A 9,627-nucleotide genomic window follows, 5' to 3' on the forward strand; every position below is an offset into this window, starting at 1 on the left:
CGCCGACGACCTGCCCATCAAGATCGTCGTGTTCGACAACTCGGCGCTGGACTTCGTCGAGGTCGAGATGAAGGCCGCGGGCATCGTCAACGCCGGCACCGACCTGAAGAACCCGGACTTCGCCGAGGTCGCCCGGGCCATCGGCATCCCGGGATATCGCGTGACGACCGGAGACGAGCTCCGTCACGCGCTCGCCGAGGCCCTCGATACGCCGGGCCCAGCGCTCATCTCCGCGGTCGTGGCGCGGCAGGAGCTCGCGATCCCGCCCACGATCACGGTGGCGCAGGCCAAGGGATTCGCCCTGTTCGCGCTGCGGACGCTGCTCTCGGGCCGGGGCGACGAGCTCATCGACCTCGCCGACACCAACGTCCTGCGCCGCCTGCTCCACCGCGGCTGATCACGCGTCCCGCGCCCGTCGGATCGTTCTTCGACTCGTGTCGGAGCGGATGCCGGGTCCGAGCGCCTAGCGTTCGAGAGCGTTCGGAGGGAAAGGGAGACGGATGCGGGTTCCACGACAGGTGCGCCGGTGAGCGGGGTACCGGACGGTGTGCAGCGGTTCACCGCGCCGCTCACCGGGCACGCGATCTTCCTCGTCGTGACCGTGTCGGACCAGGCTGTCGACGGCGTCCGCGACGTGCTCCGCGACCTCGGCGGTCTCGTGCAGACGGTCCGCTTCCGCGATCCCGCGGACGGACTGTCGTGCACGGTCGGCATCGGGGCGAGGATCTGGCCGATGCTCGTCGGCGGCCCCTCTCCGCGCGAACTGCATCCCTTCACGCCGGTGGTCGGCGCCGTCCACACCGCGGTGGCCACCCCGGGTGACCTGCTCTTCCACATCCGCGGCGACCGGGCCGACCTGTGCTTCGAGTTCGAGCGGCTCCTGGTCGCGGCGCTCGGCGATGGCATCCGGGTCGAGGACGAGACGTCGTGCTTCCGATCGTTCGACCGGCGCGATCTCCTCGGCTTCGTCGACGGGACCGCCAACCCCGTCGGGACGGATGCCGCCGAGAGCGTGCTCGTCGGCGACGAGGACGCCGCCTTCGTCGGCGGCACCTACATCGTCGTGCAGAAGTACCTGCATCCGCTCGACCGATGGCAGGCCATGCCCACGGAGGCGCAGGAGCGCATCATGGGCCGTACGAAGGCCGACAACGTCGAGCTGGACGACGCGACGTCCGGTCAGAAGTCCCACAAGACGCTCGCCACGATCGTCGACGACGCCGGGGTCGAGCACGACATCATCCGCGACAACATGCCGTTCGGTCGTCCCGGCCATGCCGAGTTCGGGACGTACTTCCTCGGACAGTCGCGCGCGCTGTGGGTCATCGAGACGATGCTGCGTCGCATGTTCGTCGGCGACCCGCCCGGCGTCCACGACCGGCTCCTCGACTTCTCGGTGCCGAAGACCGGCTCCACGTTCTTCGCCCCCTCAGCGGAGCTGCTGTCGACGCTCGGCGACGCCGTCGATGCGCCCGCCGCCGCCGCGCGGAACGTCGAGGCATCCCCCACGTCCCTCGGCATCGGCGCGAACCGCGCCCCCGTTCCCCAGGAGGTTTGATGGACCATCTCACTCGCCCGCTCGCCCCGATCACCGACGAGACCTGGGCCGCTCTCGACGACGAAGCCCGCACGCGTCTGCAGCCCGTCCTCGGTGCGCGCCGCCTCGTCGACTTCGTCGGACCCCTCGGGTGGCAGCACTCGTCGACGAACACCGGTCGAGTGCGCCCCGTCGGCGACGACACCGGACTTCGGGCGCGCCAGCGCGTCGTGCTGCCGCTCACCGAAGTACGCGCCGACTTCGCCCTGGCGCGAACCGAGCTCGACGACACCGCGCGCGGCGCGGTCGACACCGACCTCTCCGCCCTCGACGAGGCGGCGCACCGGCTCGCGGTGCGCGAGAACGCGGCCATCCTGACGGGCTGGCCGGAGGTCGGATTCGCCGGCATCGTCCCGAGTTCCCCGCATTCCCCGATCGATGGAGCGGGGGATGCCACCGGGCTCACGCGTCGTACCGCCGAGGCCGTCCGCCGACTCGGCGACGCCGGTGTCGGAGGCCCGTACGGCATGGCGGTCGGGTCCCGCGAGTGGGTCGAGGTGCTCGGCGGGAACGACGCCGGCGGGCAGCCGCTCCGTCGCCACATCGAGCGGATCCTCGGCGGCGACGTCGTGTGGACGCCGGGTATCGAGGGCGCGGTCGTGATCAGCCTGCGCGGCGGCGATTTCCTGCTCGAGATGGGTCAGGACGTCGCCCTCGGATACCTGGCGACCACCGAGGACCGGGTTCAGCTGTACCTCGAGGAGTCCTTCAGCTTCCGCATCGCGACTCCGGAAGCGGCGATCGCGCTGCTGCCGGGAACGGACGACGACTGACGGGGTTCAGCTCTCCCGCTCGAACACCATCGTCGCCTGGATGCGGTCCCCGCCGCCGAACCCGGTGCTGCCCGACGACGCCGTGGTGATGGTGTGCAGCCGGAAGCCCAGGGCCGCCTGCCGGTTGATGACGTTCTCGAGCTCGGTGAGGTTGCCCGACCCGGTGCCGAAGAACTTCTCCTTCAGGACCACCTGCAGCACGACGTAGTTCCACCCGGTCTGCGCCGGGCGCGGCTGCGCGCCCGCCACGGCATCGGCCTGTGCGCGGGCGATGAAGCCCTCGATGCCGGGCTGCGGCGGGGTCGGTGCCTGGTACTGGTCGGTCCACTGCTGCCCGTCCCACCATCGCATCCGACCCGATCCGTCGTCGTACCAGCCTGCTTGTGCGTCCGCCATCGGACTCCCCCTTCTCGCCCGCCCCACTCGGTGCTCGCCCGAGTCTGACGGCATCCCTCACGCGTGGCAAGCGCCACGCCGCGCTGCACCCGCCGAGCCCTAGCTGCCGTAGTGGACGTAGAACGAGGTCGGCGTGCACGTGTAGGTCGCCGACCCGACGACGTGGACGCCCGTGCCCAGTTGGGCGCATGTCTGCGCGGCACCGACCAACGTGGAGACGAGGACGGCCACGACGATGATCGTCGTCAGGACACCGATCGCCGAGATGATCGTGCCCGCGAGGGCGAAGCGGTTGCGGTACCCGGCTCGGGCGGACCTGATCAACGCCACGAGGCTGAGGACCAGCCCGACGACGTTGGCGACCGCGAAGAACGACAGGACGAACCCGACGATGCCCAGCACGCGGAAGGGATCGGCGGTCGGTGACGCGATGGGCGCCGCCGGCACCGGGTCGATGCTCGTCGGAACCGAGTCCATGGCCATTGCACCCTCCCCCTGAGTTGCTGGTCACATTAGCGGGTTCGCCGGTTCCTCGTGCGGCGGGGGAACCGCACCCCGCTACGCTCGCCGCACCTCGAGGGCGTCGATGCCCGGCATCCCGAACCAGGACCGTCCGCCGACGGCGTCCACGATCGTGAGCAACACCGCGTCGCACGATCGGCACCGCGCGACGACGCCCATCGGGCTGACGTACACGGCGGCCACGGCGACCGCGTCTCCCGCGCCACAGGAGCGGCAGCGGATGGGGGAGTCCGTGGCATCCCATCCGAGGAGGTCGGCCAACCGGCCGGCCAGCGCGTTGCCGTCGAGCACGTTCATCACGAGCCTCCGAATCGCTCGGTGCGGATGTCGCCGGGGCGATGCCCGGCGTCCTGGAGCCAGCGCGCGACCGCCTCGACGAACGGGGTCGCACCGCACACGTAGACGCGTGGATTCTGCTCGGCCGGGATGACCGCGTCCCGCAACCGGCCGGCCGTGAGCCGGCCCGGAGCGATGGATGCCTCGGGGGGAGCGACGCGCGTGTAGACGAGGTCGACGTCGACCGCTTCCGTGGTGTCGAGCGCGGCGAGTTCGTCCGCGAAGAAAACGTCACCGGGGGTGCGCACCGAGTAGAGCAGGCGGAACGGGGTCGGGTCGCCGGCCGCGGCGTGGGCCTGGGCCATGGCGTACAGCGGCACCACGCCCGATCCTCCCGCGATGAGTTGGACGGGCCGAGGGGATGCCTCGGTCGGCGGCGTCCACACGAAGAACGCCCCGAGGGGTCCGTGCACCTCGATCTCGTCGCCGACGCGGAGGTCGTGCACGAGGAAGGGGGAGACCTCGCCGTCCGGCACCTCGTCGACCGCGAGCAGCACGCGCGTGCCGTCCCCCGACGACGCGATCGAGTACGAGCGCGACGCCTGGTAGCCGTCGGGTGCGGTGAGCCGGAGGTCGAGGTGCGCCCCCGCGTCGTTCCCCGGCCACGTCGGCACGTCGAGCTCGATGCGCTGCGCGGTCTGGGTCTCGGCGCGTATGGCCGCGACCGTCGCGGTGTGCCAGGCGGTCGGGCGGCGTGTCACCAGTACCGCTCCTCCTGCCACGGGTCGCCGTGCAGGTGGTAGCCGTTCTGCTCCCAGAAGCCCGGGTCGTCGTCGGGCATCGTCACGAGGCCGCGCACCCACTTGGCGCTCTTCCAGAAATACAGGTGCGGGACGAGCAGCCGCGCCGGCCCGCCGTGCTCGGGCGTCAACGGCTCACCGTCGGCTTCGAACGCGATCCAGCTCTTGCCGTCGAGCAGGTCCTCGAGCGGAACGTTCGTCGTGTAGCCGCCGTACGAGTGCGCCATGACGTAGTCGTGCGCGGTCTCGACCTCCTCGAAGATGCGGTCGAGCGAGACCCCGCGCCACGGCATGTCGAGCTTGGTCCAGTGCGTCACGCAGTGGATGTCGACGGTGATGTCCTCCATGCCGAGCGCCTGGAGCTGCTCGGTGTTCCACCGGTGATCGCCGTTCTCGGTGCGGACGACGAATTCCCACTCGTCCGCGTCGATCTCCGGCGTCGGTCCCGCCGATAGCACGGGCCAGTCGCCGACCAGCGTCTGGCCGGGAGGGAGGCGCGGATCGCGGTCGCCTCGGCGTCCGGAGAACCCTCGAGTGATGAACGACATGGATGCCTCTTTCCTCCCCGGAGCGGACGTGATTCACCCTAGCCAGGTCGCCGTGGCCGCGACAGGGACGATTGTCGGATCCTCCGGTCCCGCGCGTCAGCTCGTCGAGGAGCCCTCGCCGGCGCGCGCGTCGGCGGCCGCGGCGAGCACGGTGTCGACCAGCGTCGCGGTCTCGTCGCCGCCCACCGCGACCGGCTGCAGGATCTCTCCCATCGTGGTCAGGAGGACCCCGACGGGACGATTGCCCGGGATACCGAGGGCGACGGCGAACTCCCCGGACGGATCGGCATGGAGGCCCTCGTCCGCGGCGGTGAGGGGAGAACCGTCGCCGACCGGGACGATGAGGCGCACGTCCACGAGGGTCTCGAGCAGCTCGCGGTCCCACGTCATCCGGCTGATGAGGTTCTCGCACGAGCTGCAGCCGCGGCGCACGAACAGGAGCAGTTGCGCACGCCCGCGGAGGGCGCGCTGCCGAGGGACGACGACGCCGCCCTCGGGCGTGATGAGGGCGGCATCCGGGACGCTCCCGCTCGCCGGTGCGGCCGGGGTGGGCGGACTCCACATCGTCGCACCGACCACTCCCACGGCGACGATGCTGACGAGGACGATCACGCCGAGCAGCGGCGACAGCACCAGGCTGAGGGCCACGGGCGGCGCGAGGGGAGAGAGCACTGCCCCCAGGAGGGCGAGGGCCGCCAGCACCGTCAGCGCGATGTTGCGTGTCGTCATGGCGGGACCGACACGCGTGGATGCCAGTCTCCCGAAGCAGCCGCAGTCGTCGGTCGACGCGCGCACCTGGGCGCGCAGTCCGATCGCGAGGAAGCCGAGCGTCACGGCGAGCGCCGCGGCCGCCGCCCCGACGCGGGCGGGACCCGTACCGAGCAGCAGAACGACGGACAGGACGACCTCGACTGCGGCGACGCAGGCGACGACCAGGCGCGGCGGCAGGCCCGACAGTCGCAGAGCCCGCAGCGTGGCGGGAGCGGATCGGAGGTCGAGGAGCTTGCCGCTGCCACTTGCGGCGAAGACCGCGGCGACGACCAGGGCGGGAAGCATGAGGGTCGCGAGCATCCCTCCAGCGTCGTCCGATGCCCAGCGGGGGAGCGCCGCGCCACTATCCGATGAACCCGGGTGAAGGGCAGCCGGCCCCCGGGGTTCAGCCGGGCCGCTAGGGTCGCTCTGACGACTCCGTCACTGCGCGGGCCTCCCGTCGCAGCCATCCACCCAGGGAGATCCACGCATGTCGGTCGGACTGCTCGCCGTCGTCGATGACATCCTCAGCGCCGCGCTCAAGGCCAGCGCCAAGACCGCCGGTGTCGTGATCGACGATGCCGCCGTGACGCCGCAGTACGTCCAGGGGATCACGCCCGCGCGCGAGCTGCCGGTGGTCTGGAAGATCGCCCTCGGCAGCATCATCAACAAGTACGTCATCATCATCCCGATCGCGTTGCTGCTGACGGCCTTCGCCCCGGGCGTCCTCCCGTTCCTCCTCATCCTCGGTGGTGGGTTCCTCTGCTACGAGGGCGCGGAGAAGGTGCTCGAGTGGTTCGGCGTCGCGCACGGCGAAGAGGATGAGGACGGGCCGCGCGATGAGCGCAAGCTCGTCTTCGGTGCCGTGCGCACCGACCTCATCCTCAGCACGGAGATCATGCTCATCGCGCTGTCGAGTCTCGACCCGGACTTCGGCATCTGGATGACGCTCGGCGCGCTGCTCATCATCGGTCTGGCGATGACGGTGGTCGTCTACGGCGCGGTCGCGCTGCTGGTGAAGATCGACGACATCGGTCTGCGCTTCATGAAGAGCTCGGCGCGGGGAGTCCGTCGTTTCGGTGCCCGGGTCGTGGCATCCATGCCCGCCGTCTTCCGCGTGATCAGCGTCATCGGGACGATCGCGATGCTGTGGGTCGGCGGCCACCTCTTGATTCAGAACCTGGGTGAGACGCTGTGGGCGGGACCGGCCGACCTGCTGCACGCCGTCGAGCACGCGATCGAGGCCGCAGGTCCCGTCGTGGTCTGGATCGTGGACACCGCGATCTCGGCGGTGTTCGGCCTGATCCTCGGCCTCATCATCGTCGCCGTGGTGACCGGCATCCGTCGGATCTTCTCGCGCGGCGGGGCCGCCGCGCACTGATCCTGAGGGGTCGAGCCTCAGTCCAGGAGCGAGTGCTCGCCGAGGGCGTGCCACGAGCGGTTGTAGTACACCAGCGCCGCACCGGGTTCGCCGGGCTCGAGGTCGCGCTCGATGTTCACCTGCAGGGCCTGGGCCGCGATGACCGTGGAGCCGCCGGCATCCATGCGGCTGACCACGGCGCACCGCAGCCATGCCCGCACGCCGTGGTACACCGGCTCGCCAGTCGACAGGCGCGACCACGCCGACGTGTCGGCGAAGCGGTCGAGGCCGCTGGTGGCTCCGGCGCGCGCGAGGGAGATGTCCTCGACGTCCAGCAGGTGCACGACGATGGTCGACGCGGCGACGATCGTGGGTGTCGCCGACGAGAGGCTCGACACCGAGAAGATCAGCAGCGGGGGGTCGGCCGAGACCGACGACACCGACGAAGCAGTGAGGGCGACGGGGCCGTGCTCGCCGTACGCCGTGATGACCGCGACGCCGCCGGGGTGGCCTCGGAACGCGCGCTTGAAGTCGTCCGCGGTGACGGACGTGCCGATGGTCGGCGTGTGCTCGGGGCGCTCCTGCGGGAGGGAAGTCATGTTTCGACGGTAACGCGCGTCACGGACGCCGGGGCCTCGAGGCGAAATCCGGCGAAACGTGGAGCGCGCCGACGGGGCCGGGAGCGCTTGGCATCCCGACCCCGTCCGCCGCGGATCACATGCCGTCGGCGATCATCGCCCAGATGATCTGAACGTGCCGGTCGGCGTTGACGTCCGACATTTCGTCGTCGTAGTTCAGGCCGTAGGGCCAGATGTGGGAACCCCCGCAGTTGAGCGTTGCGCCGGCCCCGTCGAACTCGGCGAGCTTGGCGTTGGCGTTCGGGCCGGTCCACCGGCCGTTCTGGCACATCGCGTACCACGCGTTGGCCGTCCCGTTGCCGACCGTGTGCGAGATCTCGTGGAGGGCGGTGCGCTCCTGCATGTAGCTGCGGTTCTCGCCGAAGCGGATGGTGCCGTCGATGCTGGCCTCGGCGGTGGGCACGCCCGGCACGTAGTAGACGTTCAGGTGCCGGTCGAAGTCGCTGAACTCGTTGTATCGCGCGACGGCCGCGTCCATTGCGGCGGTGATGCGCTGGTAGGCGTCCGCCTGGTCGGCCGTGGGGTTGGCCTCCGTGTACAGCGTGTAGGTCATGCGTCCCGCCGCCTCGGCGGGGGCGGGGGTGACGGTGAGGGGCGTGATCACCGCCGCCATCGCGAGAGCACCGGCCAGAACGAGCCGACGCAGGGAACGAGAGGTCCGGGGGGTTTTCATCGTTGTTCTCCTTCGGATGTTGCGCGACGTCGTCGTCGCGTAGGGGAACGGTAGGCCGGGACGGCGGCGCTCGCACCCGTTGCGGACTGTTTCTCATCGCGTTCTCATTTTTGTGAGGCTTCACATCGCGTCCGCCGTGATCTTTCCGTTGCAAATCGTTCTTGACAGCACTGCAAGTGTGAGCGCTAACATTCAGGAGTCAGCCCGCCCGAGGGGGCTGCATCACATGGACCGGCGACGCAGCCGGCGAAACGAGGAGGTTTCAACATGAAGGCGAAGAAGACTCTCGCCGGACTCGCGCTCGTGGGCGCGATCGCCATCACCGCGACGGGCTGCGCCGGTGGCGGCTCCACGGCCGGCGGAGACGGCGGCGACAAGAAGGTGATCACGGTCGGGTTCGCCCAGACCGGTTCCGAGAGCGGCTGGCGCAGCGCCAACACCGAGTCGATGAAGGAGGCGTTCTCCGAGGCCAACGGCTTCAACCTCATCTTCAACGCCGCCGACAACAAGCCCGAGGCGCAGATCGCCGCGGTCCGCAGCTTCATCAACCAGGGTGTGGATGCCATCGTCCTCGCCCCGATCGTCACCGACGGCTGGGACGACGTGCTGAAGGAAGCCAAGGATGCCAACATCCCGGTGATCCTCGAGGACCGCACGGTCTCGGCGTCGAAGGACCTGTACGCCAGCTGGGTCGGCCTCGACTTCAAGAAGGAAGGCGAGACCGCCGGCAAGTGGGTCGCCGACAACTTCGGCAAGACCCCCACGAACCTGGTCGTGCTCGAGGGCACCACGGGTTCGTCGGCTGCGACCGACCGCGCGACCGGCTTCAACGACGCGATCAAGGGCACCGACATCAAGGTGCTCGACTCGCAGACGGGTAACTTCACCCGCGCCGAGGGCAAGACGGTCATGGAGGGCTTCCTCCAGAAGTACGGCTCGCAGATCAACCTGCTGTTCGCGCACAACGACGACATGGGCCTCGGTGCCCTCGACGCGATCAAGGCCGCCGGTCTCAAGCCCGGCACCGACATCAAGATCGTGACGATCGACGCGGTCAAGGACGGCATGACGGCTCTGGCCGACGGCGAGTTCAACTACATCGTCGAGTGCAACCCGCTGCTCGGTGAGAAGGTCGCCGACGTCGTGAAGAAGGTCGTCGCCGGCGAGTCCGTCGACAAGCAGTACATCGTCGAGGACCAGGCGTTCGACCAGGAGCAGGCGAAGGCCGCTCTGCCCGACCGCAAGTACTGATCCCTCCGCGGACGCGATCGCGTCCGTCCCCTCTCCGGGTGTG

13 protein-coding genes are annotated in these 9,627 nt (G+C 69.9%); 5 read left to right on the forward strand and 8 right to left on the reverse strand.

The genetic code is table 11. The features are described from left to right. The 3 genes from I5G_RS19925 to I5G_RS01320 all read left to right on the forward strand — a co-directional run. The coding region (locus I5G_RS19925; protein WP_036325613.1) for a thiamine pyrophosphate-dependent enzyme at window positions 1-397 on the forward strand (397 nt) is incomplete at its 5' end. Window positions 398-526: 129 nt separating this feature from the next. Further along, window positions 527-1,558, forward strand: coding sequence for a Dyp-type peroxidase (locus tag I5G_RS19930; protein WP_083896509.1), 1,032 nt, complete (start codon window positions 527-529; stop codon window positions 1,556-1,558). Continuing rightward, window positions 1,558-2,370 carry a family 1 encapsulin nanocompartment shell protein gene (locus tag I5G_RS01320; RefSeq protein WP_022877439.1) on the forward strand — a complete coding sequence of 271 codons (813 nt, stop codon included), beginning with the start codon at window positions 1,558-1,560 and terminating at the stop codon, window positions 2,368-2,370. The genes I5G_RS19930 and I5G_RS01320 overlap by 1 nt, the downstream gene beginning before the upstream one ends. A gap of 6 nt (window positions 2,371-2,376) precedes the next feature. Here I5G_RS01320 and I5G_RS24280 read toward each other — a convergent pair whose 3' ends face one another. The 6 genes from I5G_RS24280 to I5G_RS01350 form a co-directional block, all read right to left on the reverse strand. Next, on the reverse strand, window positions 2,377-2,766 hold the full coding sequence (locus tag I5G_RS24280; protein WP_083896510.1) for a DUF2510 domain-containing protein: 390 nt from the start codon (window positions 2,764-2,766) through the stop codon (window positions 2,377-2,379). Between the two features lie 99 nt (window positions 2,767-2,865). Beyond that, window positions 2,866-3,249: a DUF4190 domain-containing protein gene (locus I5G_RS01330; protein WP_022877441.1), complete on the reverse strand. Its 384-nt coding sequence runs from the start codon at window positions 3,247-3,249 to the stop codon at window positions 2,866-2,868. 75 nt (window positions 3,250-3,324) lie between these two features. Continuing rightward, window positions 3,325-3,585 carry a DUF6510 family protein gene (locus tag I5G_RS01335; protein ID WP_022877442.1) on the reverse strand — a complete coding sequence of 87 codons (261 nt, stop codon included), beginning with the start codon at window positions 3,583-3,585 and terminating at the stop codon, window positions 3,325-3,327. After that, window positions 3,585-4,325: an FAD-binding oxidoreductase gene (locus I5G_RS01340; protein WP_022877443.1), complete on the reverse strand. Its 741-nt coding sequence runs from the start codon at window positions 4,323-4,325 to the stop codon at window positions 3,585-3,587. The genes I5G_RS01335 and I5G_RS01340 overlap by 1 nt, the downstream gene beginning before the upstream one ends. Continuing rightward, window positions 4,322-4,912, reverse strand: a complete 591-nt coding sequence (locus I5G_RS01345; protein ID WP_022877444.1) for a molybdopterin-dependent oxidoreductase — start codon at window positions 4,910-4,912, stop codon at window positions 4,322-4,324. The genes I5G_RS01340 and I5G_RS01345 overlap by 4 nt, the downstream gene beginning before the upstream one ends. 96 nt (window positions 4,913-5,008) lie before the next feature. After that, a complete protein-coding gene (locus tag I5G_RS01350; protein ID WP_022877445.1) occupies window positions 5,009-5,983 on the reverse strand; it encodes a MauE/DoxX family redox-associated membrane protein in 975 nt (324 codons plus the stop codon). A gap of 169 nt (window positions 5,984-6,152) precedes the next feature. On the opposite strand from I5G_RS01350, the gene I5G_RS01355 reads away from it, so the two are divergent. Next, complete coding sequence (locus I5G_RS01355; RefSeq protein WP_022877446.1) at window positions 6,153-7,043, forward strand: DUF808 domain-containing protein; 891 nt, start codon at window positions 6,153-6,155, stop codon at window positions 7,041-7,043. Window positions 7,044-7,060: 17 nt separating this feature from the next. On the opposite strand, the gene I5G_RS01360 is transcribed toward I5G_RS01355, so the two are convergent. Then, entirely contained in the window at window positions 7,061-7,621 is a 561-nt protein-coding gene (locus I5G_RS01360) for a flavin reductase family protein (RefSeq protein WP_022877447.1), read from the reverse strand. Window positions 7,622-7,736: 115 nt separating this feature from the next. Beyond that, a complete protein-coding gene (locus I5G_RS01365; RefSeq protein WP_022877448.1) occupies window positions 7,737-8,333 on the reverse strand; it encodes a hypothetical protein in 597 nt (198 codons plus the stop codon). 267 nt (window positions 8,334-8,600) lie between these two features. On the opposite strand from I5G_RS01365, the gene I5G_RS01370 reads away from it, so the two are divergent. Further along, window positions 8,601-9,584 carry an ABC transporter substrate-binding protein gene (locus I5G_RS01370; RefSeq protein ID WP_022877449.1) on the forward strand — a complete coding sequence of 328 codons (984 nt, stop codon included), beginning with the start codon at window positions 8,601-8,603 and terminating at the stop codon, window positions 9,582-9,584. Window positions 9,585-9,627: the final 43 nt, after the last annotated feature.

It is taken from the genome of Microbacterium sp. B19 (assembly GCF_000333395.1).
In the GTDB taxonomy this organism is placed as follows: Bacteria; Actinomycetota; Actinomycetes; order Actinomycetales; family Microbacteriaceae; genus Microbacterium.

Coding starts and splice junctions, on each gene's coding strand:
- I5G_RS01360 (WP_022877447.1), bottom strand. CDS start 7,621: ATGACTTCCCTCCCGCAGGAGCGCCCCGAGCACACGCCGACCATCGGC.
- I5G_RS01320 (WP_022877439.1), top strand. CDS start 1,558: ATGGACCATCTCACTCGCCCGCTCGCCCCGATCACCGACGAGACCTGG.
- I5G_RS01355 (WP_022877446.1), top strand. CDS start 6,153: ATGTCGGTCGGACTGCTCGCCGTCGTCGATGACATCCTCAGCGCCGCG.
- I5G_RS01330 (WP_022877441.1), bottom strand. CDS start 3,249: ATGGCCATGGACTCGGTTCCGACGAGCATCGACCCGGTGCCGGCGGCG.
- I5G_RS01370 (WP_022877449.1), top strand. CDS start 8,601: ATGAAGGCGAAGAAGACTCTCGCCGGACTCGCGCTCGTGGGCGCGATC.
- I5G_RS01350 (WP_022877445.1), bottom strand. CDS start 5,983: ATGCTCGCGACCCTCATGCTTCCCGCCCTGGTCGTCGCCGCGGTCTTC.
- I5G_RS24280 (WP_083896510.1), bottom strand. CDS start 2,766: ATGGCGGACGCACAAGCAGGCTGGTACGACGACGGATCGGGTCGGATG.
- I5G_RS01335 (WP_022877442.1), bottom strand. CDS start 3,585: ATGAACGTGCTCGACGGCAACGCGCTGGCCGGCCGGTTGGCCGACCTC.
- I5G_RS01345 (WP_022877444.1), bottom strand. CDS start 4,912: ATGTCGTTCATCACTCGAGGGTTCTCCGGACGCCGAGGCGACCGCGAT.
- I5G_RS01365 (WP_022877448.1), bottom strand. CDS start 8,333: ATGAAAACCCCCCGGACCTCTCGTTCCCTGCGTCGGCTCGTTCTGGCC.